General features: G+C 44.3%; 13 protein-coding genes, 1 tRNA gene and 1 pseudogene. 5 read left to right on the forward strand and 10 right to left on the reverse strand.

Annotated features, from left to right (window positions below; translation table 11 throughout):
- Positions 1–62: 62 nt before the first annotated feature.
- On the reverse strand, positions 63–389 hold the full coding sequence (locus VY86_RS12250) for a YggL family protein (RefSeq protein ID WP_021324402.1): 327 nt from the start codon (positions 387–389) through the stop codon (positions 63–65).
- Positions 389–1,108 carry a tRNA (guanosine(46)-N7)-methyltransferase TrmB gene (trmB, locus tag VY86_RS12255; protein WP_046975145.1) on the reverse strand — a complete coding sequence of 240 codons (720 nt, stop codon included), beginning with the start codon at positions 1,106–1,108 and terminating at the stop codon, positions 389–391. Before trmB ends, VY86_RS12250 begins: the two co-directional genes overlap by 1 nt.
- A 241-nt stretch (positions 1,109–1,349) precedes the next feature.
- Here trmB and mutY point away from each other — a divergent pair, with 241 nt between their 5' ends.
- The 5 genes and pseudogenes from mutY to VY86_RS23460 all read left to right on the forward strand — a co-directional run bounded on the left by mutY (position 1,350) and on the right by VY86_RS23460 (position 5,700).
- Entirely contained in the window at positions 1,350–2,390 is a 1,041-nt protein-coding gene (gene mutY / locus VY86_RS12265) for an A/G-specific adenine glycosylase (RefSeq protein ID WP_046975147.1), read from the forward strand.
- A 30-nt stretch (positions 2,391–2,420) separates the two neighbouring features.
- Complete coding sequence (locus VY86_RS12270; protein WP_021324405.1) at positions 2,421–2,693, forward strand: oxidative damage protection protein; 273 nt, start codon at positions 2,421–2,423, stop codon at positions 2,691–2,693.
- Positions 2,694–2,756: 63 nt separating this feature from the next.
- A complete protein-coding gene (mltC, locus tag VY86_RS12275) occupies positions 2,757–3,830 on the forward strand; it encodes a membrane-bound lytic murein transglycosylase MltC (protein ID WP_046975148.1) in 1,074 nt (357 codons plus the stop codon).
- 160 nt (positions 3,831–3,990) lie between these two features.
- A tRNA-Phe gene (locus VY86_RS12280) sits at positions 3,991–4,066 on the forward strand.
- Between the two features lie 240 nt (positions 4,067–4,306).
- Positions 4,307–5,700: pseudogene (locus tag VY86_RS23460) on the forward strand (IS5-like element ISPlu14 family transposase).
- 84 nt (positions 5,701–5,784) lie between these two features.
- Here the strand turns inward: VY86_RS23460 and VY86_RS24770 are convergent.
- The 8 genes from VY86_RS24770 to VY86_RS12325 form a co-directional block, all read right to left on the reverse strand.
- Positions 5,785–6,234, reverse strand: a complete 450-nt coding sequence (locus VY86_RS24770; protein WP_071881021.1) for a radical SAM protein — start codon at positions 6,232–6,234, stop codon at positions 5,785–5,787.
- 159 nt (positions 6,235–6,393) lie between these two features.
- Positions 6,394–7,626, reverse strand: coding sequence for a 2-deoxy-scyllo-inosose synthase (locus tag VY86_RS12300; protein ID WP_046975150.1), 1,233 nt, complete (start codon positions 7,624–7,626; stop codon positions 6,394–6,396).
- A gap of 17 nt (positions 7,627–7,643) precedes the next feature.
- The gene (locus VY86_RS12305) at positions 7,644–7,919 is read right to left on the reverse strand and encodes a DUF6137 domain-containing protein (protein ID WP_046975151.1); all 276 of its coding nucleotides are present in this window, start codon (positions 7,917–7,919) and stop codon (positions 7,644–7,646) included.
- Positions 7,904–8,677: a PIG-L deacetylase family protein gene (locus VY86_RS12310; protein WP_046975152.1), complete on the reverse strand. Its 774-nt coding sequence runs from the start codon at positions 8,675–8,677 to the stop codon at positions 7,904–7,906. Before VY86_RS12310 ends, VY86_RS12305 begins: the two co-directional genes overlap by 16 nt.
- Positions 8,674–9,372 (reverse strand): aminotransferase class III-fold pyridoxal phosphate-dependent enzyme, encoded by a 699-nt coding sequence (locus VY86_RS22590; protein ID WP_082111229.1) that lies wholly within the window; start codon positions 9,370–9,372, stop codon positions 8,674–8,676. Before VY86_RS22590 ends, VY86_RS12310 begins: the two co-directional genes overlap by 4 nt.
- A complete protein-coding gene (locus VY86_RS22595; RefSeq protein WP_052760831.1) occupies positions 9,360–9,923 on the reverse strand; it encodes an aminotransferase class III-fold pyridoxal phosphate-dependent enzyme in 564 nt (187 codons plus the stop codon). Before VY86_RS22595 ends, VY86_RS22590 begins: the two co-directional genes overlap by 13 nt.
- On the reverse strand, positions 9,916–11,805 hold the full coding sequence (locus VY86_RS12320) for a hypothetical protein (RefSeq protein ID WP_046975153.1): 1,890 nt from the start codon (positions 11,803–11,805) through the stop codon (positions 9,916–9,918). Before VY86_RS12320 ends, VY86_RS22595 begins: the two co-directional genes overlap by 8 nt.
- A gap of 7 nt (positions 11,806–11,812) precedes the next feature.
- Complete coding sequence (locus VY86_RS12325; protein ID WP_046975154.1) at positions 11,813–15,424, reverse strand: hypothetical protein; 3,612 nt, start codon at positions 15,422–15,424, stop codon at positions 11,813–11,815.

The following is a 15,424-nucleotide window of genomic DNA, read 5'->3' on the forward strand; positions in this document are numbered from 1 at the left end:
AGGGGCACCTATTAGGTGCCCCTGTTGCTATTCACTCAGGCTATTTTACAGCGATATGTTACTCAATCCCACCAAACATCAAACAATTCAGAGGTCATGACATCTTCCATACCGCGATCCTTCAGCCATTTCTCAACCAATTGGCGGTGTTCTTCTGTACACATACCAACTTTTTGCAGGCAGATTAAACCTTCCCAATGCAGGTAACCACTGGCATCCAGTGCTAAACCATTAGATTCAATCAGCTCATCAATAAATGCATCAACAGTGCTGTCAATAACATCTATAGGTGTATTCGACGGGAAGCTCCACTTAACAGAAAAGCCCATTTCTTTGAATTCATCAATATGCATCTTTTTACGCAAACGACGACTACGGTTTTTAGCCATTACTTAACCCTCTTAAACATGATATCCCACACGCCATGCCCCAACCGCTGACCGCGCAATTCAAATTTTGTTACCGGGCGTGAAGATGGACGCGGAACATAATCACTATTCTCAGACAAATTAAGGTAATTATCTACGCCATTCATCACTTCCAACATATGTTCAGCATATGGCTGCCAATCAGTCGCCATATGGAATACACCACCCACTTTCAACTTACTTTTTATCAGTTCAGCAAATGGCGGCTGGACAATCCTGCGTTTGTTATGACGCGCTTTATGCCACGGATCTGGAAAGAAAAGCTGTACCATTTCCAAACTGTTCTCCGGGATCATATTCTCCAGCACTTCAATAGCGTCATGACACATCACCCGCAAGTTACCGATATTTTCACCTTCAGCAGAAGCCAAACAAGCACCGACACCAGGCACATGAACTTCAATCCCAAGAAAGTTTTTCTCGGGATTCTGGCTTGCCATGGTGACAAGTGATGCTCCCATGCCAAAACCAATTTCCAGCACAATGGGAGCTTCACGCCCAAAAAGTGCCTCCATATCCAGCTTTTCCACCTGATATTCAACACCCATTTTTGGCCAGAGATCATCAAGTGCTTGTTGCTGACGATTAGTTAACCGGCCTTGACGACGAACAAAGCTCCTGACACGGCGCAATGGCCTGCCATTTTCATCAAATTCCGGCGAAATTACGTTATTTATCATGATATTTCTGTCAGTTTTAAAGGCATTTATTCAGGCGCTTATGGCTGCTTTACCGGCAAACCACCTAAAGAGAGCGCATTATCCAAAGATGGGCGATTTTAGCAAGCCCAATAGTGACAAGTACAATTTTAATCCCAGATTGCGCAGTGCCGTGAAAACAAAGTTCCGGTTTACAGCGAGATAACACTATGTTGCAATCCTGTTCACGAAACACTGATTTTCCCTAAAGATAATTATCCCAATGATGGAAGCAAAGCAATTCTCCAAAGTGGTACTGGATTGGTACCATCGTTACGGTCGTAAAACCCTGCCCTGGCAACTGGAAAAGACGTCTTACCACGTCTGGCTTTCAGAAGTGATGTTGCAACAAACCCAAGTTGCGACAGTCATCCCCTATTTTCAGCGCTTTATTTCACGTTTTCCTGATGTAGCTTCACTTGCCGCCGCACCGCTTGATGAAGTTCTTCATTTATGGACCGGTCTTGGTTACTACGCCCGCGCCCGTAATTTGCATAAAGCAGCGCAACAGATTGTGGAACAGCATCATAACGAATTCCCAACAACATTTGATGATGTCGTTGCCCTGCCTGGCGTCGGCCGTTCAACCGCTGGTGCAATCCTTTCTCTTTCTCAGGGTAAACATTTCCCAATTCTCGATGGCAATGTTAAGCGAGTATTGGCCCGCTGTTACGCAGTAGAAGGTTGGCCGGGCAAAAAAGAGGTTGAAAGTCACCTCTGGCAAATCAGCGCCAATGTAACGCCAGCAAAAGAAGTGGAATATTTTAATCAGGCAATGATGGACTTAGGGGCAATGGTTTGCACCCGTAGCAAGCCAAAATGTGAAATCTGCCCATTAAATCAAGGATGTATCGCCTATGCGAACCATAGCTGGACAAAATACCCGGGTAAAAAACCTAAGCAGAGCATTCCAGAGAAAACAGCTTATTTCTTGCTGATGCAGAATGACAATACAGTCTGGCTGGAACAGCGCCCACCAACTGGGATCTGGGGGGGATTATTCGCGTTTCCTCAGTTTGAAAGCCTGGATTTGTTGAATAGCTGGCTAGAACAATCCGGTATTTCTCACAGCAAACATGAGCAACTAACCGCATTCCGCCACACATTTAGCCATTTTCATCTGGATATCGTGCCGATAAAAATAAATATTTTATCTTTTGCCGCCTGCATGGATGAAAATAAAGGACTTTGGTATAACTTACAGCAACCCGCGACTGTTGGGCTGGCAGCACCAGTTGAATATCTGTTGCAACAACTGAGCTGAATCCCATACCCGCTATTTTGAGGATTTATTATGAGCAGAACTGTTTTTTGTACTTTCTTACAACGTGAAGCCGAGGGGCTGGATTTTCAGCTTTATCCGGGAGAGTTGGGCAAACGCATTTTCAATGAAATTTCCAAAGAAGCGTGGGGACAGTGGATGAGTAAACAAACCATGCTGATCAATGAGAAAAAGCTTAATACCATGAATCTGGAAGATCGTAAATTGCTTGAACAGGAAATGGCTAAATTTCTGTTCGAAGGTCATGATATTCAAATTGACGGATATACTCCACCAGAAAAATAATATTCAGCTTTCATCAGAGCCGCTGGCTCTGATGCTGTATTCAACACCAGATGGCAATGTAAGATGAAAAAACTGTTAGCTCTGTTTGTTATTGCCCCACTGCTCGTTTCCTGTACCAATACCAAAGATACCAAATACAACGAAGAATATATAAAAGATACCAATGGTTTTGATATTTTGATGGGCCAATTTGCCCACAACATCGAAAACATTTGGGGGTTGCACGAAGTATTAATTGCTGGCCCAAAAGATTACGTTAAATATACCGATCAATACCAGACCCGCAGCCATATCAATTTTGAGGCCGGCACGATCACTATTGAGACAATTTCTCCGACAGACCCCACAACATATTTGCGCAAAGCCATTATCACTACCTTATTAATGGGTGACGATCCAGGTTCTGTCGATCTCTATTCTGATATTAACGACATTCAGATCAGTAAAGAGCCCTTCCTTTACGGGCAGGTTATGGACAATAACGGTCAGCCTATCCGTTGGGAATGGCGGGCAGCACATTTTGCAGATTATCTGCTGACAAATAAATTACAAAAACGCCAAACTGGTTTACATGTTATCTGGTCTGTCACCATGCAACTGGTACCAAACCATTTGGATAAACGCGCTCATAAATATCTGCCACTGATTCGTCAGGCTTCTATTAAATACGGGGTAGACGAATCCCTGATCCTAGCAATTATGCAAATAGAATCCAGTTTTAACCCATATGCCGTCAGCCGCTCTGATGCACTTGGACTGATGCAGGTTGTACAGCATACCGCGGGCCGTGATGTCTTTAAGATGAAAGGCAAATCAGGACAACCAAGCCGTAGTTATCTGTTTGATCCAGAAAATAATATTGATGCCGGCACGGCATACTTATCGATATTACAAAACAGTTATTTGGGTGGCATTACTAACGCAACCTCCCGCCGTTATGCGGTAATAACCGCTTACAATGGCGGTGCAGGCAGTGTATTACGGGTATTTTCCAGCGATAAGAAAAAAGCGGCTCAAATCATCAATGGAATGGCGCCGGGTGATATTTATGAAACCCTGACAACTAGACACCCATCGGCAGAATCACGCCGCTACCTGATGAAAGTCAACACTGCCCAGAAAAGTTATCATCATTAAAACGCTAGAGCGATAACATAATAACGGAGAGCAATTTTTCTACTCTCCGTTATTTTTTTGCCTATATTTTTAACTAATCGAGTAATTTCAAAGCACAAGTCACTATTTCAAAAGAAATATATTGACGGGTTCTACCGAATACGGTTTAATGCGCCCCGTTGCCCGGATAGCTCAGTCGGTAGAGCAGAGGATTGAAAATCCTCGTGTCGGTGGTTCGATTCCGCCTCCGGGCACCAAAATTTTAAGGCTCATTTGTTTTAGTTATCATAGACTTAACAAGTAAGTTAAAATTTATGGCCGTTAAGAGAATGTTAAACAATGGGTGTTCTGATTTGCCTACTCAGTGTTTAAAAAGCCGTAAATAAAGAATACAGAGCGCTTGCATTTGCAAGCGCTCAGATTATTGACAAAGTGCTGGTTTTTTATCCGGCATTTTGTTTTAATTAAGTTCCGTTCACTCAACGGAGCTTGCCACCATGTTAAGACCCCCCCCTCTCCAGACTTTCCCGCCAGAAACGCTCTCGCTTGACGAGCTGGTCCCTAAAAATCATTTGGTCCGTCAAGTCGATGCTGCCATTGATTTCGAATTTATCCGCGAATTAGTCGCCCCGTTGTATTGCCACAATAATGGCCGTCCTGCTATCGATCCGGTCATGCTGATTAAAATGATGTGACTCGGCTACTTGTTTGGCGTCCCCAGTGAACGCCGTCTGGTACAGGAAATTCAGGTTAATGTGGCTTACCGCTGGTTTCTGCGCCTCGGACTGACAGAAAAGGTCCCTGATGCCTCAACCCTGAGCCAGAACCGCCGCCGCCGTTTCAATCATACCGCGGTCTTCCAACAGATTTTTGACCACATTGTTGAACAGGCGATAGCCAAAGGATTTGTGGGCGGACACGTACTCTATACCGACAGCACCCACCTGAAAGCCAGTGCCAATCCGCATAAATCGGAGAATGTCATGCGGTCGGTTCCCCCCGGCGCCTATGTTGACGCACTGGATAAAGCCGTCACTCAAGACCGGGCGGCAGCTGGAAAAAAAGCCTGAAGCCAGCCCTAAAGGAACGGCAGAGAAAGACGAAGGTCAGTACCGTCGATCCGGAAAGCGGGTTTATGCACCGGACCAACAAACCCAGGGGGTTCTTTTACCTTGACCACCGTACCGTGGATGGGCAAGTCGGTATTATCACCGATACCTACGCCACACCGGGTAATGTCCACGACAGCCAGCCTTTTATCAAGCGTTTGACGCGTCAGTTAGAGCGTTTTGCTCTCAATCCCCTCGCGGTTGGGTTGGATGCGGGCTATTTTACGGCCCCGGTTTGTTATCTGACGGAACAGTTAGGCATTATCCCCATCATAGGTTATCGCCGGCCGAATAAGGGACCAAATACCTTTCAGAAGAAACATTTCACCTATGACCAGCTACAGGATTGTTATGTCTGCCCGCAGGGAGAAAAACTGATTTATACCACAACCGACCGTCAGGGATACCGGCATTATCAGGCCCCGGCGGCTATCTGCCAGTGTTGCCCGCAGCGTGATGCCTGCACGCACGCGAAAGGCGGAAAAACGATAACCCGTCATATCTGGGAGGCCAGTAAAGAGCAGGCCAGAGAAAACCGGCTAACGGAATGGGGTAAAAAAGTTTACAAGCGACGAAAGGAAACAATAGAGCGCAGTTTTGCGGATGCGAAGCAACATCACGGGCACCGTTATGCCCATTTTCGCGGGTTGCAGAAGGTGCAAATACAGTGTCTTTTGGCGGCAACTGCCCAAAATATCAAGAAGATAGCCTTGCTGGTCGCGATGCTTTGTTGTTTTTATCTCTGGAGGGCGAGCCAGTCAATGCCCGCGAAGCGAAAATAACGCCCTGACGGGCGATTGAATCGGGTCAATGAGGAAAATGAGTTGTATTATGATTCGTAATGAAAGGAACAAACCCCATTATTTTCAATGGGGTTTGTCAGCGGTCTGGATTTGTTTTTGTTTTAAGCCACGAGCCTTATTCATTTGCTCAGTATGTCCATCAACAGAAATAACCCAGAGCAAATCAGGACGCAGACAGGCAGGAAAACGTGTGCCATTGGTGAGCACTTCGATGAAATACCCTTTTTTCACACATTCCGCCAGAAAATCGAGTATCTTGGGGTAAAGTGTAATTTCTCCATCCGCTTCAATCCGAAAGAGCGTATCACTCGGATTAAAACGTTCCATAATTCGTGTTATCGAATTAATAACTGCTTCCGTGTTCACTTTCGCTCGCTTTACCTCGCAATAGCTGCAACGTAAGTTACAGGAGGTTTTTATCACAATATTACGATAACGGCGTACCCTACGGGTTAAGGGAGGCCAAGCTGAAGGTGGTTGAATACTATGTATTACATTAGTTATATCTGACATAACATCCCCTAAGAACCTGATTACTGCGTATAGAACACATTTGTAATAACCTCTAGAAACGGAGAACGCTAATATAGTACCGGTCAGTTTTAACTTCTTTTTTGCCGCTTTCCGTTGAACAATTGTCGGACAGGCTGTAACCAGATTATGATTAAATTTTCAGGTTGATTGAAAAATATGTAGGCGCAACATTGATTCGACTAAATCAACAGGCACAAGTGTTAAGGGATGCCCTTCACTATTCCAAAGGGGGACTCCCAATTCATTTAACAAAATCATCGGAATTTCATTGGATTTAGCGTGTAGATAGCCACGTTTATTATCAGATTGAAGTATCTGCATAATGGCTTCCAGTGTTGTTCCTACTGGTGTCTTGATATCGACGCCGTTAAGGTGAATCAGACGGTAGTGCATATCACGTGCTTCAGATGTCAACAAACCAAAGGTATGAGAAATTTCGGCAGCAACTATCATGCCAAGTGCCACGGATTCGCCATGGGTCAGTTTTCCTTTACAACTTAATTCGATAGCGTGCCCTACAGTGTGGCCATATTCGAATATAAGAGCATGCTGCCTTTCCCGCTTATCGTTAACCATGGCTTTTTGTTTGGTGAGAGCACCCGCTTGAACTATGTGTGCAAGTGTTTGTTCGTCGTAATGTGCTTCTGCATTCAGTGTGCGGGTTAAAAATGGGATATTCTCAGTTTCTAATATCAACACATTTTTAATGATTTCGCATAACCCTGACCGCAAGTGTTGGGGCGGTAACGTCAGCAGAAAAGCAGTATCGGCAAAAACGGCTTCGGGTGTATGAAAACATCCCATAAGGTTTTTGCCTTGTGGCATGTTCACTGCTTGTTTAAGTGAAATAACTGAATCGCTCATTGCGATCAGGCTAGTGGGAATATGCACGAAGCGAATACCACGAAAGAGTAATGCGGCCAGCAATCCTGCTATATTTCCGATGACACCTCCTCCCATCGCGATAATCACACTTTTACGGTCAATACTGGCATTAAGCAATTTATTTGCAAGATAATCTAATGTGTTTAGTGATTTATTGGCTTCTCCTTCTGGGATTGACCAGATCCAAACCGGCACCTTTGTTTTTAGTGTTAGCCGTTGTGCGAAAGGTGTAGCATGAAGCTGGTTGACGGTATCGTCAGTAATGATATGCAGAGAAGATGCCTCCATTTCAGCTAAATGTGCTGAAATTTCCTCTGTGCAGTGACTCCCTATCCAGAAAGGATAGGCAGAATCTTCAAAGCGCAATTCAATTTTACTCATAGAATGCGCATCATCTTGAGATGAACAGGATAATATATTGCTTTTGTCATTTGGCTTATGAGTATTAATGGATATTGCAATGCAATTTTTTTCATTATTTATCATTTTATTATTACCTGCGATTAAATTGATAATGGCATTGACTCATCAGATGATTGTGCATTAAGTTTCTTGTTTATTATTTCCACGAAGTTATTAATCTCCACAGATAGAGGCTCGTATTTCGACCAGCTCAAAGTACAGTCAAGAAGTGCTTCCAGACGTACCATAAATTCAATGGCATCACGTGCAGGGATCTCCAACCGTCCTCGCTCGATTAATCCTTCTGCGTCATCTCCCGTTGTTTCACAGGCGATTTTTATAATTAATTGACGAATATAACTTACTGATATTGACATGATTTCTCCCAAAATCTTTCTGCATGGTGAACGGTTTTCCCTGTATGGAAACACGTCTGTGCCAGACGTTGTGCATGAGCAATAATTGCATTAATCGTTTCCTGATCGGTTTGGCTGGCATAATGAGATAGTGCTGCGTATTTATCCGCTAATGTTTGATCAATACCGATAGCTTCTAGTACTCTGAATTTTCGCTCTGTCAGCTGCTTTTCCAAAATATCCAGTGTAAACTCAGCTGCATAGGGTAGATCTTCGTAAAAAGCGAGTTGCCATTGATGATTCTGTAATGAACAAATGGCGTGATGGACAATCTGATGGTCTATATGGTGACCAATGGCAGCTGGCGCAATCACAATATCGGGGTTAGACTCCGCTAAGACTTGATGTAGCTTCTCCAATACAATTGAAGTTCGTATGTCATCAGTAAGTTGTTTCTGATTAAATTGCAATTGGCGCTCATTTCCATCGTCATAGCCGGACAAGCTGGAATCTGATAGACCAAGAGGATATAACTTCATCTTAAAATTTTGACAAAAAGTCTGCTCTTCTTTTACCCGTACTTCACTGATAATGGCGGCTCCCGAATTGCGCAGGGATTTAGGAAGCGCCCACCGACTTTGGGTAAATACAGTCACAACCTCTAATGTAGATACAGCCGCAAGTTGTGAGACGAAGCCTCCTATCGAATAAGCAATATCATCGGGATGTGGAGCAATTAGGGTCAGGCGTTTACCATACCAGTCTTTTATTCTGCTCATATTGCATACCTTTGTAACCAATGGATAGCATCGGCAGCAGGCATAACATCACTGGCACCATCGATCATATTGAATGCAGCTTCCATTTGCCGTTCAATAGAGACATGGATTTGGTGCTGCGTAGAAAAGTGCTGAGCAAGTTCTGAAAATACCTGCTTGAAGCGTATCTCCAATTCCGTTAAAACGACTTCAGTTGCTAGTGAGATAGCCTGATTATCAAACTTATACAGTAACAGGCAGTGTTTAGCGCAAGTCGTATAGAAAGCCTCATCCAATTCTGGCGTTGCACAAATAAATTGTAGTAATGGCCCATCTCCCATCACTTTTATTGGCAATTCTGTCTGTGCAATCAGTATGCGTAATGTGTTTGCCAGCATTGACCCACACGTAGCCAGGCGTTCGTAGCCTCGTTCGTTATGCATATATTTCAATGTGGCTAAAGCCGCAACAATAGGCACTGTGTCAAAGTAGGCGGTATAGGTCATGTGCTTAGCTTTTTGCATCATGTCAGCAGGCCCGACGAGGCAGGATAAACGTTGTCCATTGCATAGACCTTTGGCAAAGGTATAAAAATCAGCCTGTTCGCCAAGAACCTGTGGTAACGCAGAACCCGCCACTGAACGATAACCATTTTTGACTTCATCACTGCAAAATAGAACGCCATATTCACGGGCAAGATAGGCTATTTTTTTAATGTTTCTGGTTTGATATGCACATAATCAGGAGAAATCATCACCATTGCGACTTCGCCATTGTGGTCTTCTAACACCTCAGCCAATAATTCGGGTATGAAGTAGAAATCGATAATGCCGCTTTCATTTGGTTGCAAAAAATGGGAAGACGAAGCCCATAAATCCCCCCAACCGTGGTAACCTGCACTGGCGATGATTTTTTTTCCTGTTATCTTCCTAGCACACTGGACAACGGCACGGCAGGCTTCAGTTCCTGAGCTGAAAAAGGCAACTTGCCCATTGGGTATACCACTGTCAGCAACAATAATCTCTGCAAGAGCCTCAAAAGGTTCTGACCAGCAGGTGGAAGATCCCAATTTATTATTTAAACTATCGATGACTGCTTCTGTGACTGCCGGATGATGGTGTCCCAACGTGATGCTACCTTTGCCATTCATTAGGTCAATATAGTCTCTTCCATCACTAAGTCTGACGGTAGCACCACTTGCGGATAAAGCATGTAAGTTTGGTGCTGGAACGACAACAGTAGAAGCGATTTTTTCAGATTTACTCATAGGCACTCCTCAATATTTCAGTCGATTGCATACTTTCGATAATCAAGTCGTGGTACTGGGTCAAAGTTTGAAATAACAAGGTGAGATCTTCACATAAACGCATCTTACCTATAGGGCTAAATTGACGTACATCCCGGCGGAAACCGTCGAGTAGTAAAAGCAGTGCAACAGGTAAGGAGGTGTATATCACGGGTGAATTATCATTCTCTGCCTTGTTAGCGTTGTACATCAACTGTAGCGTGGCGGGCGGCAGATGATATACCAATAGAAAAACTGCTATCTCCAATTCTGACCAGCTTATGCCTCCCCAATTAGCTTCCTGCTGAAAACGGTAGAGATGCCCGTCATTGCCAATTTGCCAGTGCCAATCACCAAAGGCATGACTAAGGGAAGAACGTATTGGTCTTGTACTTCCCGCAAAAGGAGGAATATTGAGCGAATTGAGCCAGATAGGTAAGTCAGGTAATTTGTGTTCACCCATTTTGTATTGCAAGCGTCCCCATGCATGACGAATAGCTGCTCCTATTGGAATTTGAGGTAGCTGGCCGGAAATAGCCATCAATGATGATTGGCTAGTAGATTGAATAACCGTGTTGCACTGTGTAAGCCAAACCTGCTGATTTTCATGAGGAGTTTCAGCTATAAGATCGCGTAATGGACGTAACCCCGGAAGATGTTGAGATATATGATAACCGTCAAGAAACCACGCCTCAGGGTGGGCAGTATTGGTTTGCTTCATTCGATTGAATTCGGTCAGTCCATAGGTACTTTCTCCTATAAACCTCAAGTGCAATAAGGGTTTTTCATGTCTATCCATAACTAACAAGGGAGTTTTTTTGGGGTTAATCAGCCTTCTTGCATATTTTTCCATTGCTGGCGAATTCCAGGGCAACCAAGCCTCACCCAAGCCATATCTCTTTTCCATTGTTGGGCAATGGATAAATATCTGTGTATCCGCGTCATTTATTACTGTCGAATTTAATAAATCAGACGCGGGTATCGTAGACACCAGCGCAGAAAGAAAATGGCAGTGATCATTTTTTAACAAAAGTTGCCAGAGTGGACGTCGTTCACGTACCATCAGCGGTGATCGCGAAAAGACGGTTGACCATGAAGCGGATTTTGTGATTTTTCTCACTTGCCCAATGCTAGCAAACCAGATGTTTTTTACTTTAAAGGCTAACGATTGCGCAAGTATTTTAACAGTACTGCCGGTATCGGGCTGATCATCAACAATCACGACGTCTGAACGTTCTGATTGCGTGTCAATAAGACGAAATAGAGAATCTAGCTCCGAAGGGTGATATTGGCAATAAGCATCAATATTCCTTAAAGGGCGTAGTGTTATCCATGCAGGGGGCACACCATTAATCTGCGTTAATCCTGCAACCCAACGTGGAGTAAGAAAACTCCCACCACTACGGAGACCGATAACTACGATGGGACGCCCAGAGGCAAATTGGCGGGCGAAACGGATTGCATCATCCACACAAACTTCGGTATCCCCTAAATCATAGCCATAACACTCTGGCAAGGGGAGTGCTAGAATACGTGTCAGTAAGTCCATCCAAGGAGAAAACTGACCTTGCAATACAAGGCTTATTTGTTGGGAATACTTCATTTCTGCCGTGATCTTGTGACCACAAGCTATAGACAAAGCTGCCTGCTGTGCATGTGTAGCAGAAAATTTGGCCTGATGGCGGATTGATAACGGCTGTTGACTCACTTCAGTAAGAAGACTCAGATCACTCCATACCTGTCCCAGAGCACAGGCTGATACATAACCATTACCATTTTGAGCATATTCGGTGGCGAATAACTTCTTCACTAACTCTGAGGGCGTAATCTGTATTCTGGCGACATTGTTAGGATGTTTGGTCATTCTATCCTCATTTTGTGCGTATAGCGCTAATAATCGCAATCGGATCAACTTCAGACAATTTAAAACGACCTTTCTCCTCCACAGCGATATGAGCCAAAGCTTGTTGAATACACATCTCAATTTCTTCTGTTATGCCATAGGGAACAAGGCTGAGTTGTCTGACAAACTGCTGACACTGGCTCTCAGGAAGTACATTCGCATGATAGGCAAGTAAATATTCCTTGCAGCGTTTAAACTGACTTTGCCAGATAGCGATTTCATCTGCGATAGCAGCGGCAGAGTTAGCATTTACTGCAATATCAGGAACATGGTGCAGGACTAAATTACGCAATCCCGTATTTTCTGGTACGGTAATTAACTGTTGTAATGTGATCACCAAATCACGACGATGTAACAGGCTGACAGCGATGCGTTCAGCAGCAATAGAAGACAAGGGTTCCTGTACCATCCGCATAAGGGTCTGTTTTGGCCATTTTGCTGAAAGGAGTAATCCCATTTGTCCGGCGGAGGTATGAAGACACTCCCACTGTTCCTGATCATCTTCTGTTTTTTCCAACTTCTCAATAATACGGTGAAAAGCCTCCCAGGCACGGTCAAAACCAGCAAGGTAGGCGTGGGTAACCTCATCACGAACGAATTCATTCAGGCAAAGTGCAGCGAGCGTTGACGCAAAGGGTAATGAATAGACCGTGATACGTTGGACAGAGAAATCAATCACAGATCGATAATCGACATAAGCCTGGAACAATTCACGCCAGGGAGAATGGCCTAGCATTTCATGAACATGTAAAACTTCATCGTTAGGTACATAGGAGAAGTCATAAGCGGTATCGAACAGTACTCGCAACCAAAGCACCAGCTGTTCCAGATCGCTGTCCTGCCAATGCAAGCCATCAAAACGCTTTACACGCAGGAAAAGTGTCCAGGTGCCGAACTGACAGACCCGATTTGATGATATCTGCCATTGGGAATTCCATTCTGCGATGCGCGACGCTAAAGCATCGAAGACATGTAAACGACCAATATCCTCTTCCGGGGCATTTGGCAGTTCACAAAATTCCACAACCAATTCTTTCTCATTAAAGAGGAAGCCGGCTTTGTGTACGACAAAAGGGAGCGAAATCTCAAAGAGATTATTGGATAACCTTAACAGGCAAGAACGAGCATCCCCAAAACCATCCGCGATACTGATCAATTTGCGCAAGCGGGTAGGTAACTCAGGCCCTGATTTAGCCCGGAAACGAACCAGCATCCATTGATGTAATAAATTATGTAACTGGTGCGCATTTTCTATCGGTAGCTGTTCTGGTGTCAGATTACCTGCAATGGGTATTAAGGACTGCCAACGTAAGAAGTCATCCCCCAAAAGCTCCACAATATCTTCTTTTAATTCAAGAAAAAAAGTGTCCGGCATAGGGGAGTGACGCACATGTTCTATCCATTTCTGAAAAGAATAGAGTGCTGCTTTTTCAGTGATAGAAAGTGTTGATAGTTGGGCAAATGCCATCCAACCACTGAGTAGATCCAGATAATTTTGATACGTTATCACATCGCGTCTATCAACCAAATCCGCTAATACTGCCTTAAGTACCTGATCATAAGTATCCACTAAGTCTATACGGCAAAGTGCTCTCAAAGTGGGTAATTTCGCTTGATGTAGCGCTTTCATCATGCGGTCAGTGGATAGTAGTAAGTCGGCAGCTTCACTTGCTCCGGCCAGTACAGCAGCGGCTTTAAAACGTCTAAGTGGTGCCAGAAAAACAATATAATCAGCAAATGCTTTGGGGGCACAGACCAAATTAGCCAGTGCGGTGGGGGGGAGCTGACAATGATGAATGACTTCAAGCAGTTCGTGAACAGAAAGTGTGGAACCCACTTTATTGGCTAACTTGTGTAAAATGTTTATCCGGTCAATATCTTCATAAATGGGAAGAACTTCTGTATCTGCGAGTACATGAAGCATACATTCCAGTAATAGATGTCCATCCCCATTTGAGGATGTTATTGCCGCATCAACCCATTGTGCCAATGGTAGAACTGGTATTTTCTCAATCCATTCTTCGGCTTTGATGAATAACATAAGCAGGCGCAGGTCATTCAGTTGATTAACCTTCTCTGCCAACACAGGGATCGCCTTGCATAAATGCGGTAATATCGATTGAGGAGCTATTTTGGCTCTGAAAGCACAGAGATAATAGGTCGTTTCTTCCGTCGCTGACCAATGAGAAGGGTAAAGCGCCATCATTTCCTCGCCCGTCTGCGCGAGCAGCCAACCCGTTAAACTTGGGCTGCGGACAGTATCACCATAATGTATCCAAGTGTCCGTTGGGAAAAGGCTACGTTGCCTGAGTTCGATACCCACTTTTTCCTCTAGGATTGGCAATCCCGCCAACGCATTTTGTAAAACGTCAGAAAGATATTGAGAAGTCAGCTCTGTGATAGGTAAGGACTTACTATCGTCAAATATATGCTGCACAGAAGCAGGCAAATTAACCGCTTCAGTGCGTTCTGTTTCCAATTCGATAAGCGGTTTTTGTGTACTGAAGTAGGCCTGCTCTCCCACACTATCAATGACAACCCATGGAACCGCTGGGATATTGGCTAACTGGGTAAGAAAAACCGGTAATTTTTGCTGGCGGAACATGATACCAGCATGTTCACTGGCAACACCGGATTCAACGAAGACAGCAACAAGCGTGGATTGTACTGACGGTGAAAGACGCAGGTAACGCGACCATGCATCGTCTAATGTTGATGTTGAAAGGAAAGCACCCAAAGCGGGCTTGGTGGGATGCAGTAATGCTGCTACAGGAAATACCTGCATACAGCGTGCCAGATCAGTTTTTACTTCAGAGGTTAATTGTTCAACCTGACGTTCTAGTGCATATCCCGGTGCAGGGCGAGCCTGCACTAACCAAATCTTATCCACATGAACCCTGCGTAATTGCTTGCCATACCACAGGGGGGAAGTTAAAGTCGGCCAATGATAGGCAACAGAGTTCGCCCTTGAGCCAGGAGATTGTGCAGACGCAAAACCAAAACCGAAGGCCAATTCTCCCCTGACTCCTTCAGTGCCATTTAACGTCAATCCGGTCACGGATACCAGACCATGATCCGTTTCCAATACCCACTCAGTATCTAGTGCTGCTTCAGAGAAATATTGATGTAATTGTTCGATAATTTTACATAAATTATGGCATGTGTTAGTTATCAGATAAGGAGACTGCAAGGAATTCACAATAGGTGGAATACCTTCCGATGGTGCATCTTCAATCAATTTTTGGACGAAACAACAGATAGGCTGTGGTTGATAATCAGGATCACTTAATCTCTGCTGTTCAATGGATTGAGGTTCAAATCCACTAAAAGCGACCGCAGAAAGCGTATCACTAAAATCAGCTGAGCAATGACAGATGATACTGGCATAACCTCCGGCATTGACGAAAGTATTACCATCTTCTAGACCAGCACTGCGAATAATCCAAGGGGGAGGACCACAAACTTCCTCTACCTGTTTAATCCAGTCAAGGTGTTCAGCGATGTACTGACTGTAGAGGGCAGGGCGCGAGCATACTTTTTTACCCCCCCCCTTGAATGAACCGTAATTATATGATCTCAT

Source organism: Photorhabdus thracensis, assembly GCF_001010285.1.
GTDB classification, from domain to species: domain Bacteria; phylum Pseudomonadota; class Gammaproteobacteria; order Enterobacterales; family Enterobacteriaceae; genus Photorhabdus; species Photorhabdus temperata.